Here is a 21,818-nt window from a genome sequence, read left to right on the forward strand (position 1 = left end):
TCACGCGGTGCCGTGCTCGGTCGAGGTGGCGGCGGAGGCCTGCGCTGCGCGCCGGCGGTAGACGTCGATGACCTCGGCCGGGATGGCCCGCGACGGCCGGGTGAAGGCCTCGTGCAACCGGGCCGGGTCGACCTTCGGGCTGCGGTCGTCGCGGAGCAGGCCGTTGGTCTCCTGCGCGGTGTCGGTCAGCTGTGTCCAGCAGAAGCCGGCCACGTCGGGGCTGTCGGTCACCGCGGCGACGAGCTCGGTGATGCTCGCCAGCAGCTCCTCTTCCGAGCCGATGGTCGCGTAGCCGAACCAGCGCTGGCCGGCCGCCGGCGCCCACGACAGCCCACCCATCTCGGTGATCATCACCGGACGCAGCGGGCCCTCCGCGTCGCCGTGGAGCAGCGCGCGGTGCCGGCCGGGGCCGCGGTCGGTGAGGGTGCGCCGGACCGCCTCGGTGGTGCCGTAGCGGCTGCGGATGCTCTCGGGCTCGGGGCTGTAGTCGTGGACCGACCAGATGTCGGACTCGGTGTGCTCCCAGCCGTCGTTGGAGATGACCGGACGGGTCGGGTCGACCGCCTTGGTGAGGTGGTAGAGCGCACTGGCGAAGTGCGCCTGGTCCGGGCGGACGGCGATGTGCGGCACGCCCCAGGACTCGTTCAGGGGCACCCAGGTGACGATGCAGGGGTGCGAGCGGTCCCGCCGCACGACGTCCAGCCACTCCCGGGTCAGCTGCTCCGCGGCGTCGGGCCGGAACACGAAGGCGTTAGCCATCTCGCCCCACACCGCCAGCCCCAGCCGGTCGCACCAGTACAGGAACCGCGGGTCCTCCACCTTCTGGTGGATCCGGGCGCCGTTGAAGCCGAGCTGCTTGATCAGCTCGACCTCCCGGCGTCGGGCCTCCGGCGTCGGCGCCGTCAGGTGCGACTCCGGCCAGTAGCCCTGCTCGAGCACCATCCGCAGGAAGTACGGCCGGCCGTTCAGCACGAAGCGGCCGTCGCGGACCTCGGTGCTGCGCAGCCCGAGGTAGCTGTCCACCCGGTCCGGGGCCGCGCCGGGGACCAGCAGCTCCACCTCGGCGTCCACGAGCCGCGGCTGCTCCGGCGACCAGAGCAGCCGCTGCCGCCCCATCGCGTTGGCCAGCGCCGGCAGGTGCAGGGTCAGGTCGGCCCGCCGGCCGGTGACCGCGACGGTCTGCTCGGCCAGCTGCTCGTCCTCGAACCGCAGCGCCACCCGCACCGTGGACCCCGCCGGCAGTGCCCGGGAGAAGGCGAGCCCGGCGTGCACGGACTCGTGCGCCAGGTCGGGGCTCCAGTGCAGCTCGGTGACGTGGTGGCGGGGGACGACCTCAAGCCAGACCGTCTGCCAGATGCCGGACGTGCGGTCGTAGAAGATGCCCTGGGTCGTGGTGCGCCAGTCCTGCTTGCCCCGCGGCTGCGCGGCGTCGGTGGGGTCGTCGGCGGCACGCACCACCAGCCAGTGCTCCTGGCCGGGGCGGAGCACGCCCGTCAGGTCGGCGGTGACCGGGGTCATCCCACCCCGGTGCTCGGCGACCAGCTCCCCGTCCAGCCAGACCTGGCAGGTGTGGTCCACGGCGCCCAGGTGCAGCAGCACCGCGCTGCCGGGTTCGACCTCGTCCAGCCGCAGGCTGCGCCGGTACCAGAGCACCGGGTGGAACCCGGTGTCGCCGATCCCCGAGGCCTGCGACTCGGGGCAGAACGGCACCTCGATCCGCTGCGGCAGCGGGGTCGTGCCGCGGTGCCAGCCGGCGTCCAGCCCGGTGTCTTCGTCGTCGTGGGCGAACTCCCAGCGGCCGTCGAGGCAGCGGTAGGAGTCGCGGCGGAGCTGGGGGCGGGGGTGGAGGTCGGGACTGACCAGGTCGGACACGGGCGTGGGCTCCTCGGGTCGGCTTCGGTGCGGACGGGCGTCTGCCGTGCCACGTAGCAACGATCATCCCAGCACAACGGGCACGGCTGCGCAGCCGGTCCGCCGGCCGGGTTCAGCGGGGACGGACGGCCGGCGGGGGCAGACGCTCCCAGTCCGGGCCCTCGACGGTCTCGCCCGGACGGTACGGCCGGCCGGTGGTGGACGTCCGCGCGCGCAGGTGGTGCGCGACGTACTCGTGCCGCGGTGGCTCGTCGTGCTCGATCTGGCCGACCAGCGCCGCGACCGAGCGCTGGGCGAGCTGCTCGGTGTCGGCCCGCACGCTGCTGATCGCCGGCCGGGCCCAGCGGGCCTCGGGGGTGTCGTCCCAGCCGATCACCGCGAGGTCGGCGGGGATCCGCAGGCCGGCCTCCTGGGCGGCCCAGCACAGGCCGATGGCGACGAGGTCGTTGAAGCAGAAGACGGCGTCGGGCAGGTCGCCGGCGGCCAGCAGCGCGGCCATGGCGGCCTGACCGCCCTCGCGGTCCAGCCGGTCCACCTCGACGACCAGCCGCTCGTCGACTGCCAGCCCGGCCTCGGTCAGCGCCTGCCGGTAGCCGTCCAGGCGCTGGCTGGCGGCGCCACCGGTGCGGCCCCGGACCGGTCCGACCGCCGCGATCCGCCGCCGTCCGGTCTCCACCAGATGACGGGTGGCCGAGGCCGCCGCGGTGACGTTGTCGACCCCGACGTAGGCCAGCGGCGACTTCTGCACCCCCCACTCGCCGAGCAGCACCAGCGGCTTGCCGCCGGCGGAGTCGGTCAGCTGCTCGGGGCACAGCGCCAGCGGCGACATGATGAGCCCGTCCATCACCCGCGGCCGCAGCCCGCTGACGACGTGCTGCTCGGCCTCGGCCCGGCCGGAGGTGACGTCCAGCAGCAGGGTGTAGCCGCGCTCGGCCGCCTCCCGGGTCATCAGCGTGGCCAGCTCGGCGAAGTAGGGCAGCGACAGGTCCGGCACCGCGAACCCCAGGATCCCCACCCGGCCCGTCCGCAGCGTCTGCGCCGACGGGTTCGGCACGTACCTCAGCTTGGCGATGGCCTCGCGCACCCGGCGGGCGGTCTCGGGGCGGATGTGCGGGTGGCCGTTGATCACGTTGGAGACGGTGCGTGGCGAGACGCCGGCCTCCTTGGCGACGTCGGCCTGTCGAACTGGCATGAGGCTCCTCCGGGCTCACCGCACTGCGGTGCGGGCATGCTACCGAGCGCTCCCGGCCTCAGTACCCCCGATCGAGGTCGACCACGTTGCGCAGCGGCAGCCCGGCCGCCCACCGGCGGGCGTTGTCGAGCAGGATCTGCCGGCCGCGCTCGGCGGTCTGCGGGGTGGTCGCCGCGTTGTGCGGGGTGACGACCACGTTCGGCAGGTCCCACAGCGGGCTGTCGGCCGGCAGCGGCTCCACCGGGTGGGCGTCCAGCCCGGCCCCGGCGATGGTGCCCGCCCGCAGCGCCGCCACCAGGGCGTCCTCGTCCACCACGCCGCCGCGGGAGACGACCACCACGAAGGCGGTGGGACGCATCCACGACAGCTCCTCGGCGCCGATCAGCCCACGGGTGCGGGCGGTCAGCGGGCAGGTCACCACCACGTGGTCGGACCCGGCGAGCAGCTGGCGCAGCCCGTCCTGGCCGTGCAGCAGGGTGACGCCGGGGACCTCGGTGTCGCGGGGTCGTCCGGTGAGCGCCAGCACCGACATGTGGCAGGCCAGTGCCTTGCCCGCCAGGTCGGTGCCGCTGTGGCCCAGACCCACCAGCCCCAGCGTGCTGCCGGCCAGCTCGCCGTGGACGAAGCGGTCCCACCGGTGCTCCCGCTGGGCCTGCGCCCACCGCGGGGCCGACCGGCTCAGCTGCAGCATCAGCATCAGCGCGTGCTCGGCCAGCGGGACGGCACCGTTGCCCACGGCGCTGGTCAGCCGGGCCCCCGCCGGCACCGCGTCCGCGGCCACCCAGGCGTCCACCCCGGCCGCGCCGCTGTGGACCCACTCCAGCGCCGGGAAGAGCGACAGGTCGTCGGTGCTGGACGCGCCCAGCACCGCCCCGACCTCCGCCGGGTCGACGCCCGCCCGCTCGCAGGCGGCGCGGGTGAGCGCCTCCACCTCGACCACGCGGTGCCCGTCGAGGACCGCCCGCAGCCGGTCGACGTCCGGGTCGGCCGGGGCCTTGGTCAGGACGGTCGGCATCACTTCAGCCCGGTCGTGGAGATGCCCTGGATCAGGTACTTCTGCGCGAAGACGAAGAAGGCCAGGATCGGCAGCAGCGTCAGCACCGACATCGCCAGCAGCATCCCGATGCCGCTCTGGCTCTGGCTGTCCACCAGCGAGTTCAGCGCCACCGGGACGGTGAACACCGAGGACTCGGTGAGGTAGATCAGCTGGCCGAAGAAGTCGTTCCAGGTCCAGATGAAGGTGAAGATCGCCGTGGTCACCAGGGCCGGTCGCATCAGCGGCAGCACCACGTACCAGAACGTCTTGAACGGGCCGGCGCCGTCGAGCCAGGCCGCCTGGTCCAGGTCGCGGGGGATGCTGCGGATGAACTGCACCATCAGGAAGATGAAGAAGGCGTCGGTGGCCAGGAACTTCGGCAGGATCAGCGGCACGAACGTGTTCACCAGATCCAGCTGGGAGAACACGATGTACTGCGGGATCACCACGACGTGCATCGGCAGCATCACCGAGACCAGCACGATCGCGAAGTAGAGCTTGCGGGCCCGGAACTCCAGCCGCGCCAGCGCGTAGGCGGTCAGCGAGCAGGAGAACAGGTTGCCGACGATCGAGCTGACCGCCACCACCAGCGAGTTGCCGAAGAACACCCAGAACGGCTGGTTGGCGCTGGTCCAGCCCTGCCGGAAGTTGTCCAGGGTGAGCTCGCTCGGGATCAGGCTCGGGTCGCTCAGCACCAGGTTGGACGGCTTGAACGCGCTGACCGTCATCCACAGCAGCGGGTAGAGCATGAAGAGGCCGAAGACGATCAGCCCCAGGTGACGCAGCCAGGCGGTGCGCACCCGGCGGCGTCGGCCGACGGTCGCGGGAGGAGGCGGCGCGGTGGCCGGGCGCTGCACCGGCTCGAGGGTGCGGTCGAGGATCTGTTCGCTCATCTCAGTCTCCGTAGTGGACCCAGTACCTGGACAGGGCGAAGTGCACGGCCGTGATGAGGGCGATGAAGACCAGCAGCACCCAGGCCAGCGCGGAGGCGTAGCCCATGTCGAAGCTGACGAAGCCCTGCTGGTAGACGTACAGGGTGTAGAACAGCGTCGAGTCCACCGGTCCGCCCGTGCCCCCGCTGACGACGTGGGACTGGGTGAAGGACTGGAAGGCCCCGATCGTCTGCAGGATCAGGTTGAAGAAGATGATCGGCGTCAGCATCGGGACCGTGATGTGCGCGAACTGGCGCAGCACCGAGGCCCCGTCGACCCGGGCCGACTCGTAGAGCTCGTGCGGGATCTGGCGCAGCCCCGCCAGGAAGATGACCATCGGCGAGCCGAAGGTCCAGACGTTGAGCACCACCAGGGTCCCCAGCGCCGTCTGCGGGTTCTGCAGCCAGCTGCTGCCCTCGATGCCGACCAGCGCGAGGGCCTGGTTGACCAGGCCGTCGTGGCCGAAGATCTGGCGCCACAGCACCGCCACGGCCACGCTGGTGCCCAGCAGCGACGGCAGGTAGTAGGCGCTGCGGTAGATCGCCAGCCCGCGCATGCCCTTGTCGAGCAGCAGCGCCAGCAGCAGCGCGAACCCGAGCTGCAGCGGCACCGAGACCAGCACGTAGGTGAGGGTCACCCGCACCGAGGCCCAGAACCGGTCGTCGTCGACGAGCCGGACGAAGTTGTCCGCGCCGATGAACTCCGGGCTGGAGAGGATGTTGTAGTCGGTGAAGGCCAGGTACAGCGAGGCCAGCATCGGCAGGGCCGTGACGGCGAGCAGGCCGACCAGCCACGGGGTCATGAAGACGTGCGCGGCCAGCTCCTGACGCCGGCGGCCGCGCGCCCGCGGCGGCGCCTCGGGGGCGTCCGCCGCGGCGGTGGTGACCGTCATCGTCGCGCCCCGCTCACGCCGCGCGCTCGATGGCGGTGGTGACCTCGTCGATCATCGAGCTGGCCGCCTCGGAGATGCTGCTGCTGCCCAGCGTGACCTCCTCCAGCACCCGACCCATGACGGTGCGCCAGGTGCTGGAGCCGGGAGGCGCCTCGTAGCGCGGCTTGCGTTCCACGGCCCGGTCCTCGGCGACGATGCGCAGCATCTCCTGCTCGTCGGCGGTGGCGCTGGGGGCGATCTCCTCGGCCACCCGCGGGTTGACCGGGGCGCCCATGGTGAGCCCGACCGTCTTGAGCATCTCCACGGTGGAGGTGCAGTAGGTGAGCACCTGCCCGGCCTTGGCCACCATGTCGTCCTCGGCGCCGGAGTACACCGCCATCCGCGGGTAGTACAGGTACTGGAAGCCCTCCGGGGCGTCCTCGGCCACCGGGGGGTGGCGCAGCGCGAAGTCGTAGTCGGGGAACTGCTGGGCGTCGTCGATGATGTGGTTCGAGTTGCCGAAGTTCATCAGGATCTTGTCCCCGACGGTCGGCCAGTCGGGAGCCACCCCGTCCTGCTCGCTGATCGAGGTGGTGGCACCGGCCTTGCGCAGGTCCTCCCACCACTCGATCCAGCTGGCCAGGCCGTCCTGGGTGAAGCCGACGCGGCCGTCCTCGGTCCACAGCTGCTCGCCGCGCTGGCGCAGCCAGTTCTCGAACGACAGGTCGTGCTCGGCGCCGTAGGAGAGCGCCTTGCGGCCCTGCGAGCTGTTGGCGGAGTAGTCCTTGGCCAGCTCGGCCAGCGAGTCCCAGGTCCAGCCGGCGCCGTCCTCGGGCAGCTCCACGCCGTCCTCCTCGGCGAAGGTCGTGTTGTAGCGCAGCACCGGGACGAAGATGCCGAACGGCATCGTGTTCAGCTTGCCGTCGAGCTTGAACCCGTCGAGGTCGGTGGGGGAGTAGTCGGACAGGTCGAGGGTCTCGATGCCCTCCAGGTCGCGGTAGAGGTCGTTGGCGTAGTAGGTCATCACCTGCGGCGACGGCACCCAGAACACGTGGGGCACGTTGCGCGCCGCCATCTGGGTGGTCATCCGCTCCTGGAAGGCGGTGTAGTCGGCGAACTCCATGGCGATCTGGAGGTCGGGCACCGCGGCCTGCATCTCCTCGAAGGCCTTGGAGTAGTTCTGCTGGCGGACGTTGTTGCCCCACATGGCGTAGCGCAGGGCGCCGGCGGAGTCCCCGCCGCCACCCACCCCGCCGCAGGCCGAGAGGGCGCTGGACCCGGCCAGACCACCGCCCACCAGTGCCGACAGCTGGAACAGCTTCCTACGGCTGACTGCGTTCATCGTCGTACTCCCGTCGTTGCGAGTTGGGCCTGGGCCCGGGTTCTGGTCCACTCTGCGGAGCGCAGAGATTGTCTGTCAATAGTGCATGCCTGACCGTTATACGTTCTCTACGGTCAGCACCTCGAAGCGGTCGATCGCGGGCAGCTCGATCTTGAGGTCGTCCCCCACCCGCCGCCAGGACGGCTCGACGCCGGCCACCCGACACCGCACCCGCAGCTCCTGCGACCCGGGGCCGACGGGGACGCACAGCCGCGCCGGCGCCACCGTCACCGGCGGCAGCGACCGCTGCGCCGCGTCCCCGGAGTGGTTGAGCAGGTGCACGGCGATGCCGGTGTCGAAGCGTGCCGGGACGACCTGCACCTGCAGCGGCAGCGTGGTCACCATCCGCAGCGGCTCGGTGGTGAGCGCGAGAACCTGCTCGACCCAGGCGTCCCGCACCCGGCCCAGCCCGAGCCGGCGGTAGACCAGCCCGGGACGCCAGGGCATCAGCGCCAGCCGTCCCGCCCCGACGTCGCCGCTCAGCCAGCCCGGGTGGGCGGTGTCGCGGTGGCCGTAGCAGGCCTCCGGAGGTCCGTAGCGGGCGCGCCCGAGCGAGGGCCACGCGGTGGTGGCCGCCGCCGTCGGCCGCAGCACCTCGAAGGCGCCCAGGACCGGGGCGAGGTCGCCGGGGAAGGTGCCGTCGAGGCGCAGGTGCAGCGACCGCAGCGACTCCTCGCCGGTGAACCGGGCGACGCGCCGGGCCAGCGGCTGGTCGACGAGCTGGCAGGTGTCCTGCTCCCAGCCGGAGTCCCCGGTGGCCACCACCGACGCCCCGGCGGCCATCGCGGCCCGCAGCGCCGCCACCGCGGCAGCCGGCAGCGGTCCCAGGTCGGGCAGCACCAGCAGCGCGTAGCGGTCGGCGGCGACCTCGGCGAGGCGGTCGAGGCGGACCACGTCGAAGGGGACGTGGGCCTCGCCGAGGCCGAGGTAGCAGCCCTGGAACTCATCGGTCCGACGCTCGAAGTCCGGGTCGTCGGGATCGGCGCCGCGCACCAGGGCGACCCGGGCGACCGAGTGCAGGCCCGTGTAGAGGTCGGCGTGGTCGCGGTGGAAGCGGGTGATCTCCCGACCGGTGGCCAGCGCGCCGAAGGGGCTGTCCGCGGGCGTCCCCATCACGTAGGTGGACGGCTGGGCGCCGTGCGCGATCGCCTGCAGCAGGTACTGCGCGAAGTGCTCGGGGTCCTCGCCCGCCCACCGGTAGGGCATGTCGACGAAGCCCACGGAGTTGACCAGCACCGGCCGGTCGGCGCGCGAGGAGCGGGCGGCGCTGACGGCCTCGGCGGTGGCGTGGTGCCACATCGGGCGCCCGACGGCGTTGTTCGCCTCGTGGAAGGTGATGTCGGCCCGGTCGCCGAGGATGAGCGCGGCCTCGGGGTTGAGCCGCTGGACGTGGGCCCGCATCCGGGCGGTGAGGTCGTCGAGCACGCCGGCCGACCACCGTCGCCAGGTGGGGTAGCCGGGGTCGCCCTTGCCGCGGGGCAGCGGGGTACCGGGGGCGTGCTCGGCGAACCCGCGCTGGCACGAGCCGCAGTGGCAGACGCCCCAGTAGCGGCGGCTGTAGTCGTACTCGTTGAACGACATCCAGTTGAAGAAGAAGCCGCTGAGGGGGTAGCGCTGCAGCACCTCGGCGACGATCTCGAAGACCTCGTGCTGGTAGTAGTCGCCGCTGGGGCAGACGCTGACGTAGTCGTTGTAGACCTGGTTGGCGCCGTCGGCGTCGACGAAGCACCACTCCGGGTGCTCCTCGGCGCGTCGCCGGTCGACCTTGGAGAAGTCCATCCGGCCGAGCACCCGGACGCCGCGGGCGGCCGCGGCGGCGGTGGCGTCGCCGACCAGGTCGCCGGAGGGTCGCTGGGCCAGGGCGGGGTTGACGGTCTGGCTGGCCAGGTCGCTGGGGTGGTTGGCGATGATGCCGCCCACGCTGAGCAGCCAGACGCCGGCGCCGTAGTCCTCGATGAAGTCCAGCACCGCCTCCACGTCCAGGCCGGCGTCGATCTCGCGCAGGTTGGTCTGGAAGGTGCGGAAGGGCTGCTGCCACCAGGGCCTGGCCGGTGCGGTGCTCACTCGGCGGCCTCGTCGGAGACCAGCCGGATGAGGGCGGAGTGGTCGAGCTCGCCCCAGTCCCGGGCCAGGGCGGCGTCCATCTGGGCGGCGACCACGGCGGTGCCGGGCAGCGTGATGCCGAGGTGCTCGGCCGCCTGCTGGGCCAGCGACAGGTCCTTGCGGTGGAGCCGGAGCCGGAAGCCGGGCTCGAAGGTGCCGTCGAGCATCCGCTGGCCGTGCAGCTCGAGGATGCGGGAGGAGGCGAACCCGCCGGAGAGCGACTCACGCACCACCGCCGGGTCCACGCCCGCGGCCCGGGCCAGCGCCAGACCCTCGGCCACGGCCTGGATGGTCTGGGCGACGATGACCTGGTTCGCCACCTTGGCGGTCTGGCCGGCGCCGACGCGGCCGATGTGGGTGATCTTGCGGCCCATCACCTGCAGCAGCGGCATCGCCCGGGCCACCGGGGCGTCGTCGCCGCCGACGAAGACGGTGAGCGCGCCGTCGCGGGCGCCGACCTCGCCGCCGGAGACCGGGGCGTCGACGTAGTCGCTGCCGGCCGCGGTGATCCGCCCGGCGAACTCGACCGTCCGGACGGGGGAGATGGATGACATGTCGACCACCAGCGAACCGGGGGCGAGGCCCGCCGCCACGCCGTCCTCGCCGAAGAGCACCGTCTCGACGTCGGGGGTGTCGGGGAGCATGCAGATGACGACCTCGCACTGCTCGGCCACCTCGCGGGGGGAGCCCGCCGCGACGGCGCCCTGCTCCACCAGCGGCTGCGAGCGCTCACGGACCCGGTGCACCACCAGCTGGTGACCCGCGGTGATCAGGTTGCTGGCCATGGGGATCCCCATCACGCCCAGACCGATGAAACCGACTGCCACAGAACCTCCTCGTCCGTGGTGCACGCCCAGTGGTGCACCGTTACACCTGGTGTACCGGTACACTAGTGTAGGCCTGCCCGTGGAGCAAGACCCGGTCGTCGGGTATCCCGGTGCAGGAGGGGGTGTGGCCATGGGACGGTCCGGACGGGCCACCATCAACGACGTCGCCGAGCGGGCGGGCGTCTCCAAGACGGCGGTGTCGAAGGTGCTCAACGGCACCGGTTCGATCTCCCCCGCCACCCGGGCACGCGTGCTGCAGGCGGCGCGCGACCTGCGCTGGCAGCCCAGCGCGCACGCCGTCGCGCTGCGCCGGGCGCGCTCGCAGACCGTGGCCCTGGTCCTCAACGGCCACGACGGGCCGCCGTCGGTGTCGGTGACCACCGCCGAGCTGATCACCGGCATCGAGACCACGTTGAGCAGCCGCGGCTACGGCCTGCTGCTGCACCTGGTGGACGAGTCGCGCGACGGCGAGGCCGACATCTACCGGCAGCTGGTGGACGCCGGCCGGGTGGACGGCGCGATCCTCACCGACAGCGTGGTCGGCGACCACCGCCCGGCGCTGCTGCGCGAGCTGGGGCTGCCCGCGGTCCTGGTGGGGACGCCGGAGGCCGGTGACCCGGTCCCGCACGTGCGCACCGACCCGCGCCCGGCCATCGACCAGGCGGTGGAGCACCTGGCCTCGCTCGGGCACCGACGGCTCGGCTTCATCGGCGGCCCCCGCGACCGGGTGCAGGCGATGCTGCGGCGGGAGGCCTTCGAGGCGTCGGTGCGCGCGCACGGGCTCGAGCTGTCCGCGGTGGTCTCGACCGCGTACTCCGGCGAGGCCAGCGCGCGGGCCACCCGCGAGGTGCTCCGCGGCCCCACGCCGCCGACCGCGCTGCTCTACGGCAACGACACCATGGCCATCGCCGGCATCAAGGCCGCCCGCGACCTCGGGCTGCGCACCCCGCAGGACCTGTCGGTGATCGGCGCCGAGGGTCTGCCGGTGGGTGCCTGGATCGACCCACCGCTGACCACGGTGCAGCGCCAGGTCGTGCTGCGCGGGCAGGTGGCGGCGCAGCTGATGCTGCGCGAGCTGGGCATCGAGGTGCCCGAGCTCGACTGGAGCGGTGACGAGGAGCTGCTGGTCCGCGGCTCGACCGCGCCCCCGCCGCCCGGGTCCTGACGGGCCCGGACGGCCGGGGGCCGCCGCCGGCAGCCCGACGTCAGGCGGTCACCCAGCGCAGGTGGACGACCTCGAGCAGCTCGACGCCCTCGACCCGGACCCGGGCGAAGCCGTCGACGACCTCCACCGGTGCCGGCGTCCCGGCCACGACCAGCTCCGCCTCGGCCGTCCGCACCCCGTCCGGGAGGCGGACCGAGACGGTCTGCGGCGGCAGCGGGATCGTCTCGCGGTTCTGCCCCCGCATGGCCATCGGGTTGGTCAGGTTGACCACGGCCACGGCCACCTCGTCGGTCCCGGTGCGCACGGCCACGTCGACCAGCCCGGCCCCCTCCACCCGGACGCCGGCGCCCTGCTCGCCCAGGGCCCAGCCGACGGCGTTGGCGATCAGCCGGCCGTGGTCGGACTGCAGCGCGTCCCAGTAGATGTGGCCGATGTCGAAGGCCAGGTGCACGGTGCGACCACCCGAGGGGTGGGTGCGGGCCACCACGGCCGGGCGGGCGGTGCCAGGACGGGGGTAGACCTCCTCCATCGGCAGGTCGGGGTAGTCGGGGACGAAGCGGAACACCACCTCGGCGTCGTCGGCCGCCTCGACGCCGAGCAGCCGGGTGCCGCCGACGATGCGCTGCGCGCCCTCGAAACCGCGGTTGACCGGGTGCTCTCCGCAGAGGCTGATGTAGTTGTTCTTCACCGGACCGCGGACGTCCTCGACCACCCGGACGCCGAGCAGGCCGGCGAGGCTCGCCCGGTCGGTCGCGGTGGTGGGCGGCAGCCCGGAGTCGAAGGCGGCGACCAGGCTGCCGCCGGCGGCCACGAAGGCCTCGACGACCGCCACCTGCTGGGCGGTCAGCTCGGCCGCGTGCGGCAGCACCAGCACCCGGATGCCCTCCAGGCGCTGCAGCGAGAGCTTCTCGTCGGCGACGTACTCGAAGGGGATCCGGGCCTCGACCAGGGCGTGGTAGAAGCCGTCCTCGTGGCTGCTGGGTGCGCCGTGGCTGGCCCAGGGGTTGGTGCTGGAGCCGGTCTTGGTGTCGAGCAGCGCGACCTCGGCGGTGACGGGGAGGCGGGAGAACAGCGGCTCGCAGCGCTCGTGCAGCAGGTAGGCGTCCACCACCGGCTGTATCCAGCGGGTGTCGAAGCACTCGGCCTTGAACTTGGTGAACCACGGCTGCGCGCCCTGGGCGAAGCCGTCGACGATCCAGGTGCGCAGCTCGTGGCCGTCGGCGACGGAGTCCTTCCAGCGCAGCAGCGGCGACTCGGGCCCGACGGAGGTGATGAGGCAGACCGGGCGGTCGGGGAAGAGCCCGCGGGTGCGCTTGCCGATCCGGCCCGGGGTCCAGGCGGCCTCGGTGCCGGAGCGGCCCTGCTTGTCGACGAAGAACATCGGGTAGCGGTCGTCGACCATCTCGCGGACCAGGTCGCGGGTGAGCATGGCGCCGCGGTTGGGGATGAACCGCACGTGCGGGCGGATCTCGCGGACGGCGTCGTCCCAGCGGACCACCAGCTCGCTGAGCCGGCGGCTGCGCCAGGCGGCGTAGACGGGCCAGGCGGGGTCGTCGGGGACGTCGGCGCGGGGGAGCCGGTGGCCGGTGTCGGCCAGGAAGGCCCGCGCGGTCTCCTCGGCGTAGGACACCCCGCCGTGGCCCTCCCAGCGGTTGGCGAAGACGGCGTCGACGTCGTAGCGGGTGACGATCTCGCGGGCGACGTCGGTCATGTAGTCGCGGTGGTAGCTGCTGCAGGGGTCGGTCAGCCAGACCCCCGGCTGGGACGCGTGGGGGATCGGCCGGCCCTCGACGTCGCGGGCGAGCCACTCGGGGTGGGCCTCGGCGGCGTCGGCGTGGACGGCGTGCGGGTCGACCCTGGCCATCACGTGCATGCCGAGGCTGCGGGCGCCCTCGACCAGCGCACCGAACGGGTCGGAGTCGCCGAGGTGGGCGCTGCGGTGGTGGAAGGGGATGTCTGTCGGGTAGAAGGCCATGTAGCCGCCGGCGCTGAGGCAGAGCGCGTTGGAGCGGGAGCGGCGCATCACGTCGAGCCAGAAGTCGACGTCCAGCACGGCCGGGTCGTCGTCGGTGAAGGTCAGCTGCGTCCAGCGGGTCGCCGAGCGGTACCAGTCCGGGGAGCGGTCCGCCCACGGGCTTTCGGGCTTCAGTGCCGTGATCGCCACGAGGCGCCTTTCGTCGGGGGAATATTGCTATACATGCTGACATGTACAGCAAGGTTCTGCCAAGGTGGGAGCATGAAGTGGAACGAGTTCGTGGTCAGCGCCAACCTCTCGCTGCTCTTCGCCGAGCTGCCCTACGCCGAGCGCTTCCGGGCGGCGGCGGAGGCGGGGTTCACCGCGGTCGAGACCTGGTGGCCGTTCGCCGAGGCCGTCCCGGCCGGGCGTGAGGTCGACGAGCTGCTGCAGGCGATCGAGGCCAGCGGGCTGCGGCTGACCGGGCTCAACTTCTTCGCCGGCGACATGGCCGGCGGCGAGCGGGGCGTGGCCTGCCGGCCCGAGCGCGTCGAGGAGCTGACGGCGAGCACGGCCGTCCTGCTGCGGATCGCCGAGGCGACCGGCTGCCGCCACTTCAACCTGCTGCACGGCCAGCTCGACCTCGAGGGCGACGTCGAGCTGCAGCACCGCACGGCGGTGGGGGCCTACCGGCGGGCCGCCGAGGCGGTCGCCGCCGTGGGCGGCACCGTGCTGGTGGAGCCGCTGGCCCGCGGGCTGAACGGGAGTTACCCGCTGACCACGCACACCGAGGTGCTCGAGCTGGTCGACGAGGCGGGTGTGCCCGGGCTGTCGCTGCTGCTCGACACCTTCCACCTGGGCATGAACGGGGTCGACGTGCCCGCGGCCGTCGAGGCCTCGGCGGGGCGGATCGGTCACGTGCAGGTGGCCGACGTGCGTGACCGGCACGAGCCCGGCAGCGGCGAGCTGGACTGGGACGCGATCGCGGCCGCGCTGCGGCGGGCGGGCTACGACGGGGTGGTCGGCGCGGAGTACCGGCCGGCGGGCGGCACCGTCGCCGGGCTCGGGTGGCTGGATCCTGCCTAGTCCCGGGGCTGTCATCATGGGGCTGCACCGGAGCGCGTCTGGCGTGCCCTGGTGCCGATCCGAACCGTCAGCCGAAGCCAGCCGGGAGGTCTGCGCGTGGCCACCACGATGAGTCAGTTCAAGCTCGGACCCTCCTCGCTCACCGAGGCGGTCTTCGAGTCGCTGCGGGCACGGATCATCAACGGCGAGATCGCCCCGGGTGAGAAGGTCACCGAGCAGCGGCTGGCCTCGGAGTACGGGGTGGCCCGGCCCACGGCGAAGTCCTGCCTGGAGCGGCTGACCGCGCTGGGGCTGCTGCGGCGGGTGGCGCACAAGTCGGCGGTGGTCCCGCAGCTGGGGGCGGCCGAGATCGACGACCTGTTCTTCGCGCGGACGACGTTCGAGGAGGCGGCCACCGCGCACCTGGCCGCCTCGCGCCGGGTCCCGGGCGAGACCGAGCGGGCGCAGTCGCTGATGGAGGCGGCCGCCTCGCGGGAGGACTTCGCCGAGCAGGTGCAGGCCGACATCGCCTTCCACTGGTCGCTGATCCGCGGGCTCGACAGCGAGCGGCTCACCCGGATGTACGAGATGATCTCCGGCGAGATCCACCTGACCATGGGCCAGTTCGCCGCCCACCGCCGCACCACCCCGTCGACCGTGGTGGCCGAGCACGCGGCGGTGATGACGGCGATCGCGGCCGGGGACGTGGACGGTGCCCGGGCCGCGATCGCCGACCACCTGGCCCGCTCCCGGGAGCGGGTGCTGGCCCAGCTGGAGGCCTGAGGCGGCTCAGCCTCGCGGGCGGAGGAAGGTCGGCACCTGCGGCGTCGCGCCGTCCTCGCCCCAGGTGAGCACCGCCGCGTACATCACCCGGCGCTTCTGCGGGTCGGTGACCAGGCCCTCGTAGGGGCAGGGCTCGCCGTCCGGCGGGCACACCCAGCCGTGCAGGAACATCCGGTCGGGGCCGTCCTCGGTGACGACGTCGGCGCCGCCGGGGCCGCACAGCCCGGTGTTCCCCTGGTCGAGCAGGACGTGCTCGGGCTTGTCGGCGAAGGACCACAGGTCGGTGGAGCGGCGCCACACGGTGGCGTAGCGGCACTGGTCGTACCAGTTGGCCGAGGCCAGCAGCACGTACTGCTCGCCGCGCTTGACCATCACCGGGTTCTCGATGCTGTCGTCGTGGCGGAACAGCTCGGCGCTGACCGCGCCCTCGGCCAGGTGCAGGCCGTCGGCGGTGAGCTCGACCATGCGCAGCGTGCCGGGCGTCTTCTGGGTCTTGTAGGTGAGGTAGCGGCGGCCGTCGGTGTCGACGAAGGGGGCCGGGTCGATCACGCCGGAGGTCTGGTTCGGCCGGTCGGCGACCGGGTCCTCGCCGCCGTTGACCGGGCAGATCAGCGGGGTGTCGGAGGGCTCGTAGGGACCGGTCGGGCTCTGGGAGACGGCGGCGCCGATGCACCGCTGGCCGCCGAAGCCGGCGGCCGGGGCGGCGAACCAGAGCACGTAGCCGGCGGAGGTGCGGTCGACGTCGGGGGCCCAAGCGGCGAGCGTCTTGGTGGTCCAGTCGGGCCAGCGGGTCAGGGCGTTGCCGGGCAGGGCGGTCCAGGGGCCCTGCGGGTGGGTGGCGGTGGCCATCTTGACCCGGCCGCCGGTCATGAAGGCGTAGTAGCTGTGGCCCTCGCGGAAGATGCCGGGGTCGGCGGCCGGGTCGAGGACCGGTTGCGGGACCGCGGGGTCGGCGGCGGCCTGGTCGGCGGTGGGGCTGAGACCGAGGCCGAGGGCCACGGCGAGCGCGGCGAGGACGGCCACGAGGCGGCTGGCGCGTCGGGCGGGGGCGGGTGGGTGCGTGGGCATGAAGACCTCCGGGAAGGCTTTACAACATTGTAGAAGCCGGACGTCGCGAACTTATGGCGCGGTTCGGCCGGTGTCAACAGCCGGCGGCGGAGACGGGTGGGCGACGATGGCGGGTATGCAGGAGTTCACCGAGCTGGACCAGTGGCGCGAGCCCCTCGAGCGGATGCGGGCCTGGGTGCTGGCCGGGGTCGAGCGGCAGGACGACGCCTTCCTCGACCGGTGGAACCACGACTGGGCGACCAAGGTCGGCGTGGTCGCCGCCTACCTGGAGCCGGGGCAGCTGCGCCCGGACGAGACCTGGAAGCTGCAGGCGCTCGGGGTGGTGCTCGGGGACGCGATGGCGCTGCGGACGGCTGCCCGGTGGGTGGAGCTGCACGACGAGCAGGGCACCGACCCCTGCCTGTGGCTGGGCACCAGCGACACCAAGCTCGTCTTCCCGATGACGATGATCGCCAAGCGGGTCGAGTCCGGTGCGACGCTGACGGTGCAGGACCTGATCGGCATGGTCGACTTCGTGGCCGAGGCGGCCCTCGAGCCGAGGGGCGTGGCGGAGGACTCCCCCTCGGAGGACGGGCTGGGCCGGCGGGTGGCCCGGTTGGTGCACCGGCTGCGCCGCTGAACGCGGCGCAGCGGAACAAAGCTCGAGGCCCGGCGGGTTGTCGCTGCCATGACCGATGTCGCCGAGAAGGCCACCGCACTGCGCGCCCTGCACACCGCTCCCGAGCTGCTGACCGTCGTCAACGTCTGGGACGCCGTCACCGCGCGGGTGGTGAGCGACGTGCCGGGGACCAGGGCCCTGGCCACCGCCAGCCACTCCGTCGCCGCCTCCCGCGGCTACGAGGACGGCGAGAACATCCCGGTGGAGGAGATGATCGCCGAGGTGGGGCTGATCGTGGCCAGCACCTCGCTGCCGGTGACCGCCGACCTCGAGGGCGGCTACGGGGCCGCGGCCGAGACGGTCCGCAAGGCCATCGGCGTGGGGGCCGTGGGCGCCAACATCGAGGACCAGCTGAAGCCGCTCAGCGAGGCGGCCGCGCAGGTCGAGGCGGTCATGGCGGCCGCGGCTGCGGAGGGTGTCCCGGACTTCGTGCTCAACGCGCGCACCGACGCCTTCCTGCTGGGCGCGGAGGACCCGCTGCGCGAGGCGGTGACCCGCGGCCGGGCCTACCTGGACGCCGGTGCGCCGGTGGTGTTCGTGCCGGGCAAGCTCGACGAGGAGCAGATCAGCACCCTGGTCGAGGCCTTCGGGCCGCAGCGGCTGACCACCATCGCCGTGCCCGGGTCGGTGCCGCTGCGCCGGCAGCAGGAGCTGGGCGTGGCCCGCGTCTCCTACGGACCGTGGTCGCAGCGGGCTGCGCTGACCGCGCTGGCGGACCTGGTCGAGTCCGTCCACGCCGGTGGTGGGCTGCTGGAGGGCGTGCGTCCGCTCAACTGAGGGGCGCCGTGCCGGGCCGGGGGTGCCGTCTGCGGGAAGGGTCGTCAGACCGAGGCCTAGCCTGGGTGCGACGTGACCAGGTAGGCCTGCAGGAGGAGGCGGCGTGGCGACCTTCAACGTCCCGGCGCATCCGGGCTCCTCCTCGCCCGAGGTGTCCCGACGCATGTCGCGCGCTCCCCGGCGGGACACGGCTGCGGAGGTGGCTCTGCGCCGCGAGCTGCACCGGCGGGGTCGCCGGTTTCGGGTCGTGCTGCGGGTGCCCGGCAACAACCGCCGCACGATCGACATCGCCTTCACCCGGCAGAGGGTCGCCGTGTTCGTGGACGGCTGCTTCTGGCACGGCTGCCCCGAGCACGGCACCAGCCCGACGTCCAACGGGGACTGGTGGCAGCAGAAGCTGCAGGCCAACCGTGCTCGCGACGCCGACACCGACGCCCTGCTGCTGGCACAGGGCTGGACCTCGCTCCGGGTGTGGGAGCACGAGCCTCCGGATGTCGCCGCGGACCTGGTCGAGGCGGCTCTCGAGCTGCGTAGGCACTGACGCAACTCGAGCGCCCCGCAGGGACGCCGCAGCGTCGCACCCCTAACGAGGAGGCGGTCACAAGTGCCGTCCGGGGGCGGACGTCGGCCGGGGCTGTGGCGCACCGACCGACGTCCGAGGCCGTCAGCTCCCGAAGGCGGTGAAGCGGTTCAGCTTGTTCCAGGTGACGATCTTGTCCTGGTGGTACCAGACGCCGTTGCGGGCAGGCTCGTCCGGGTCGGCGACCTTGTAGCGGGTTTGGTCGTAGCCGACGATCGCGATGTAGTGGCCGGCGCTGTAGGAGTCACCGGCGACCTGGTTCATGTTGATGACCACGGGATAGCCGTTGAAGATGCTGACCTCGACGCGCCGGCGCAGCCGCTCCTTCAGCGTGCCGGCCGGCGGGATGTAGAGCCGGTAGCGGAACGACTTGCCCACCAGGCCCAGCCGTTCGTTGAGGGTCTTGGCGATCTCCTGGGGGTCCTGCAGGCCGTGGCTGCCCTGAGGTCCGACGCCCATCTGGCGACGCAGGGCGTCCTGCGTCGGGTACTTGCCCCTGGCCGTGAGGGCGATCCGGGCCGACGCCGGGGCGCACCAGTTCTGGGTGGCCTGCCGCCGGTACTGGTACGCCAGCACCTTGCGGTCGGGGATGGTGGGCTCGGGGATCGGGGGCATGGCGGCGGCGGTGTCGGCCAGGTCGGGCAGGGCCGCCAGACCCACGCCGAGGCCGAGTGCTGCGGTGACGCCGAACGCGCGCCGGCGGCTCAGGGGGATGGGGGTGTCGCTCATTGGTGGAGCCTCTCCTGTAGGGGGTGGGCTCAGCCGAACACGCCGAGGGGTCAGGAGCGGGTGCAGTCCTGGCTGCTCCCGGTGAACTCTGCGGGTCCTCGGACCTGACTCGACGGGCTCAGGTGAGGAGGGCCACCGCCAGCGCCATCGGCAGCGAGATGATCGACGACAGCGTGGTGACGAGGGTCAGCGACTTGAGTGCGCCCTGCGTGGTGAGCCCGAGCAGCGACCTGAACATCCAGAAGAAGTTGCTGTTGACGTGCAGGGCGCACAACGAGCCGGACGCGATGGCGAGGCCGATGGCGATGGGCGAGATCTCCAGCTGGCCGAGGACGGGCGCGATGATGCCGGCCGCGGTGATGGCGGCGACCGACACCGAACCGATGGCCGCGTGCAGCACGGCGGCGACGGCCCAGGCCAGCAGCACCAGCAGGACCAGCGGCGCATTCGCGTCGGCGGTGAACAGGCCGCCGAGGATCTGATCCAGCCCGGTAGCCTCGATGACGGCCCCGAGGGAGCCGCCGACGCCGGTGATCAGCAAGATCTCGCCGGTGGTGTGGAAGCCCTTCTTGAGCGCCTCGGAGGTGCGGTACTCGCGCAGCACACGCCGGGCCAGCAGGAACGCGCCGAGCAGGCCGACGAACAGGGCGATGTTCGGGTCGCTGAGCAGCTGCAGCGAGGAGACGGCGAAGCGAGCGATGGAGCCGGCGCTACCGATCATGCCAGCGACCCGGTCGGCGAGGCCGAAGAGCTCGGCGAACGCGCCGGCGGCGATGAGCAGCAGCGGGACGACCACCGGCAGCAGCGAGACCTTGAGCGGCGGCAGCCGGCGCTCCGACGCGCTCGGCCCGGCCTCTGCGGCGGCTTCGGCCTCGGCCTCCTCGACCTCGGCGGCGGTCGGTTCGTCGACCTCGTCCGTGTCGGGCTTCCACAGCCCCATCCGCACCAGCAGCGCGAACAGCAGCGTGGTGAGAACCGCTGTGACCGGGCCGAAGACGAGCCCGAACAGCAGCCAGCTGCCCAGCGGCACCCCGATCAGGCCGGCGATGGACACCGCCGCCAGCCCCGGGACCACGAAGACGTAGCCCGAGAAGATGCCGGTGCCGATCGCGCCCGCCAGGTAGCCGAGGCCGCGACGGCCGATGTGCGGGGCCGCCGAACGGGCGATGGGGGAGGCCAGCACCACCTGCACGTCGACGTAGATCGAGGGGAAGATCGTGGAGAGCGCGGCGGCCATCGCGTAGGGCAGGCGCCGGGCGCCCACCACGCGCAGCAGCCCGTTGACCAGCTTGCTGAACGCGCCCATCGAGTGCAGCAGCGACCCGATCAGCACGCCGAACCCGATCAGCAGACCGACCTCGACCATGATCGAGCCGAAGCCCTCGGTGATGGCGGTGACCGTGCCCTCCACCCCCACGCCGGCGGCCAGGCCGAGGTACAGGCAGGCCAGCACCAGCGCGATCACCGGGTCGACCTTGAACCGGATGATCAGCACGACGACGGCGATGATCGCGATCAGCGTGTGCATGGCGGCCATGCGAGCTCCTCTCGGCGCTGAGGTGGTGAATCTAGCGAGTCCACCACCTCCGCCCGGGAGGGGGCCAGAACGCTGCCGGCGGTCGAGGGACGGAAGCCCCGCATCGTGCGTCACCACCGTTGCCTCGCGGTCCGTGGACAGCAGGGCGTCCCTCCACGCACCCGTTGGCTCGAGCTGCTGCAGGCTCCCCCACCGGCGTCGGCCGTCAGCGGCCCGCCTGGTCGCGATCGGACTGCGTGTAGCCGGTGTCCTCCCGCACCTGCCGGGCAGGCAGACCGCCGGCGCGGGCCTCTCGCATCCGCGACACCATCGCCGCCGTGGCTCCCAAGGCAGCGCCGGTGCCGGCGGCGGTGTAGGTCATCGAGCGCCGGGGGTCGACGCCGAGCTCTTCGCCCACCTCGATCGCGTCCTGGTTGGCGCCCATGTACAGGAACGTCCAGTCGTAGACCTCCTCCTGCTGGCTGATCAACGCCTTGATCGCCGGGTGGGTGTACTCGCGACTGGAGTTCTCGTGGCCGTCGGTCATGATGCCCACCACCACGTTGCCGGGCCGTGCGTGCTCAGGCAGCGCGGCCAAGCGCTCGCCCGTCGTGTGCACCAGCCTCGCGATGGCGTCGAGCAGAGCGGTGCTGCCACGGGGAGCCAGCTCCAGCGGGGGCACGTCGGCGATGTCGAGGTCGCGAAACACCTCCTGGTACTCGTAGTCGAACTGGGCCAGCGTCATGGTGCAGAGGCCTGGCTGCGCACGCTGCTCGGCGACAAAGGCGTCGAAGCCCCGTTCCGTGGCGGTCTTGATGGCCTGCATCGAGCCCGAGCGGTCGAGCAGCATCGCCAGGTGGGTGAAGGTCGGATCGGTCATGAGCGGTCCTTTCGTGAACGTCGAGCGCGGAAGGTGAGCGGGGCGGCGGGTTCAGACGGCTGGTACTGCCCGGTACGGAAGTCGTAGCGGGCCCGGGCGATGCCCTCTGCTCCGACCCGCCCGTGCTCGGCGTAGCCCCCGAGAACTGTCGTGCGGGCCAGTCGCGGAGACAACGTGTTCGGGGCGACGCCGGCGGCCTCGGCCAACGAGCGGACAGACTGCCCGGCGAGGACGCCGTGGGCGGCGATCTCGTCGATCAAGGCGTCGATCTTGTGCTGAGCCGAGGAGAGAGCCGCCAGCGCGACGGCATGGTCGTCAGTCGCAAGATCCCGGGCGGCGGACTCCAGGGCCGCCACGGCGGCGTCCATGAGAGTGATGTCCTCGTGCATACGGCAAGTGTATGCAATTGCTGCACATGCGCAAGAGAAG

20 protein-coding genes are annotated in these 21,818 nt (G+C 72.5%); 6 read left to right on the plus strand and 14 right to left on the minus strand.

Features of this window, described 5'->3' with window-relative positions; translation table 11 throughout:
• The 8 genes from GC722_RS00205 to GC722_RS00240 all read right to left on the minus strand — a co-directional run bounded on the left by GC722_RS00205 (nt 1) and on the right by GC722_RS00240 (nt 10,214).
• Complete coding sequence (locus GC722_RS00205; RefSeq protein ID WP_197429627.1) at nt 1-1,872, minus strand: glycoside hydrolase family 2 protein; 1,872 nt, start codon at nt 1,870-1,872, stop codon at nt 1-3.
• A gap of 112 nt (nt 1,873-1,984) precedes the next feature.
• Nucleotides 1,985-3,064, minus strand: a complete 1,080-nt coding sequence (locus tag GC722_RS00210; protein ID WP_156606950.1) for a LacI family DNA-binding transcriptional regulator — start codon at nt 3,062-3,064, stop codon at nt 1,985-1,987.
• 58 nt (nt 3,065-3,122) lie between these two features.
• Nucleotides 3,123-4,079: a D-2-hydroxyacid dehydrogenase gene (locus tag GC722_RS00215; RefSeq protein WP_156606951.1), complete on the minus strand. Its 957-nt coding sequence runs from the start codon at nt 4,077-4,079 to the stop codon at nt 3,123-3,125.
• The gene (locus GC722_RS00220) at nt 4,079-4,993 is read right to left on the minus strand and encodes a carbohydrate ABC transporter permease (protein WP_156606952.1); all 915 of its coding nucleotides are present in this window, start codon (nt 4,991-4,993) and stop codon (nt 4,079-4,081) included. The genes GC722_RS00215 and GC722_RS00220 overlap by 1 nt, the downstream gene beginning before the upstream one ends.
• A gap of 1 nt (nt 4,994) precedes the next feature.
• Entirely contained in the window at nt 4,995-5,924 is a 930-nt protein-coding gene (locus GC722_RS00225) for a carbohydrate ABC transporter permease (RefSeq protein WP_156606953.1), read from the minus strand.
• Between the two features lie 13 nt (nt 5,925-5,937).
• Complete coding sequence (locus GC722_RS00230) at nt 5,938-7,245, minus strand: ABC transporter substrate-binding protein (RefSeq protein WP_156606954.1); 1,308 nt, start codon at nt 7,243-7,245, stop codon at nt 5,938-5,940.
• A gap of 96 nt (nt 7,246-7,341) precedes the next feature.
• Nucleotides 7,342-9,348 (minus strand): beta-galactosidase, encoded by a 2,007-nt coding sequence (locus GC722_RS00235; RefSeq protein WP_331714227.1) that lies wholly within the window; start codon nt 9,346-9,348, stop codon nt 7,342-7,344.
• Nucleotides 9,345-10,214, minus strand: a complete 870-nt coding sequence (locus GC722_RS00240) for a 2-hydroxy-3-oxopropionate reductase (RefSeq protein WP_331714228.1) — start codon at nt 10,212-10,214, stop codon at nt 9,345-9,347. The genes GC722_RS00235 and GC722_RS00240 overlap by 4 nt, the downstream gene beginning before the upstream one ends.
• 130 nt (nt 10,215-10,344) lie before the next feature.
• Here GC722_RS00240 and GC722_RS00245 point away from each other — a divergent pair, with 130 nt between their 5' ends.
• Nucleotides 10,345-11,379: a LacI family DNA-binding transcriptional regulator gene (locus GC722_RS00245; protein ID WP_156606957.1), complete on the plus strand. Its 1,035-nt coding sequence runs from the start codon at nt 10,345-10,347 to the stop codon at nt 11,377-11,379.
• Between the two features lie 40 nt (nt 11,380-11,419).
• On the opposite strand, the gene GC722_RS00250 is transcribed toward GC722_RS00245, so the two are convergent.
• Complete coding sequence (locus GC722_RS00250) at nt 11,420-13,543, minus strand: family 10 glycosylhydrolase (protein ID WP_331714229.1); 2,124 nt, start codon at nt 13,541-13,543, stop codon at nt 11,420-11,422.
• 72 nt (nt 13,544-13,615) lie between these two features.
• Here GC722_RS00250 and GC722_RS00255 point away from each other — a divergent pair, with 72 nt between their 5' ends.
• Both GC722_RS00255 and GC722_RS00260 read left to right on the plus strand, forming a co-directional pair.
• Complete coding sequence (locus tag GC722_RS00255; RefSeq protein WP_156606958.1) at nt 13,616-14,419, plus strand: hydroxypyruvate isomerase family protein; 804 nt, start codon at nt 13,616-13,618, stop codon at nt 14,417-14,419.
• Between the two features lie 96 nt (nt 14,420-14,515).
• Nucleotides 14,516-15,181, plus strand: coding sequence for a GntR family transcriptional regulator (locus GC722_RS00260; protein WP_331714230.1), 666 nt, complete (start codon nt 14,516-14,518; stop codon nt 15,179-15,181).
• A 6-nt stretch (nt 15,182-15,187) separates the two neighbouring features.
• Here the strand turns inward: GC722_RS00260 and GC722_RS00265 are convergent, their stop codons facing one another.
• Nucleotides 15,188-16,249 (minus strand): glycoside hydrolase family 43 protein, encoded by a 1,062-nt coding sequence (locus GC722_RS00265; RefSeq protein WP_156606959.1) that lies wholly within the window; start codon nt 16,247-16,249, stop codon nt 15,188-15,190.
• 115 nt (nt 16,250-16,364) lie between these two features.
• On the opposite strand from GC722_RS00265, the gene GC722_RS00270 reads away from it, so the two are divergent.
• The 3 genes from GC722_RS00270 to GC722_RS00280 all read left to right on the plus strand — a co-directional run bounded on the left by GC722_RS00270 (nt 16,365) and on the right by GC722_RS00280 (nt 18,225).
• Complete coding sequence (locus GC722_RS00270) at nt 16,365-16,868, plus strand: DUF3806 domain-containing protein (protein WP_197429628.1); 504 nt, start codon at nt 16,365-16,367, stop codon at nt 16,866-16,868.
• A gap of 48 nt (nt 16,869-16,916) precedes the next feature.
• Nucleotides 16,917-17,684, plus strand: coding sequence for an isocitrate lyase/PEP mutase family protein (locus GC722_RS00275; RefSeq protein WP_156606961.1), 768 nt, complete (start codon nt 16,917-16,919; stop codon nt 17,682-17,684).
• Between the two features lie 103 nt (nt 17,685-17,787).
• Nucleotides 17,788-18,225, plus strand: a complete 438-nt coding sequence (locus tag GC722_RS00280; protein WP_331714231.1) for a very short patch repair endonuclease — start codon at nt 17,788-17,790, stop codon at nt 18,223-18,225.
• 123 nt (nt 18,226-18,348) lie between these two features.
• On the opposite strand, the gene GC722_RS00285 is transcribed toward GC722_RS00280, so the two are convergent.
• From GC722_RS00285 to GC722_RS00300, 4 genes are all read right to left on the minus strand, one after another.
• Entirely contained in the window at nt 18,349-18,993 is a 645-nt protein-coding gene (locus tag GC722_RS00285; protein WP_156606962.1) for a C39 family peptidase, read from the minus strand.
• A 118-nt stretch (nt 18,994-19,111) separates the two neighbouring features.
• Entirely contained in the window at nt 19,112-20,530 is a 1,419-nt protein-coding gene (locus tag GC722_RS00290) for a GntP family permease (RefSeq protein ID WP_156606963.1), read from the minus strand.
• 205 nt (nt 20,531-20,735) lie between these two features.
• On the minus strand, nt 20,736-21,389 hold the full coding sequence (locus tag GC722_RS00295; RefSeq protein ID WP_156606964.1) for a vWA domain-containing protein: 654 nt from the start codon (nt 21,387-21,389) through the stop codon (nt 20,736-20,738).
• Nucleotides 21,386-21,778, minus strand: coding sequence for a hypothetical protein (locus tag GC722_RS00300; RefSeq protein WP_156606965.1), 393 nt, complete (start codon nt 21,776-21,778; stop codon nt 21,386-21,388). Before GC722_RS00300 ends, GC722_RS00295 begins: the two co-directional genes overlap by 4 nt.
• Nucleotides 21,779-21,818: the final 40 nt, after the last annotated feature.

Source organism: Auraticoccus cholistanensis (genome assembly GCF_009742705.1).
Taxonomy (GTDB): domain Bacteria; phylum Actinomycetota; class Actinomycetes; order Propionibacteriales; family Propionibacteriaceae; genus Auraticoccus; species Auraticoccus cholistanensis.